The sequence below is a fragment of the Leifsonia sp. SIMBA_070 genome (assembly GCF_046534635.1).
Taxonomy (GTDB): Bacteria; Actinomycetota; Actinomycetes; order Actinomycetales; family Microbacteriaceae; genus Leifsonia.
Genome location: NZ_JAWRYK010000758.1, coordinates 1 through 246, shown reverse-complemented (window position 1 = coordinate 246; position 246 = coordinate 1). Strand labels below are relative to the sequence as shown.

The following is a 246-nucleotide window of genomic DNA, read 5'->3' as shown; positions in this document are numbered from 1 at the left end:
CCCACAGCGTGGGAGCCTCCGACATGTAGGCGTCCCCGGCCTTGAGGTTCTCCAGGAAGGCGCGCTGGCTAACGGCGCGCGAGTTGTCATCGATGGTGCGGTAGGTGCGGGTCCAGTCCACGGACAGGCCGAGCGTGGAGAAGAGGTCCTCGAAGACCTTCTCGTCCTCCACCGCCAGCTCCTCGCACAGCTCGATGAAGTTCCGGCGGGAAATGACATCGAAGTCGCGCTGGTTCTTGGGCGCGG

Annotated in this window: 1 protein-coding gene; it reads right to left on the bottom strand. The window is 65.0% G+C overall.

The features are described 5' to 3' along the window. A partial coding sequence (locus tag SB754_RS22280; RefSeq protein ID WP_410784459.1) for a class I tRNA ligase family protein occupies window positions 1–246 on the bottom strand: 246 nt, incomplete at both ends.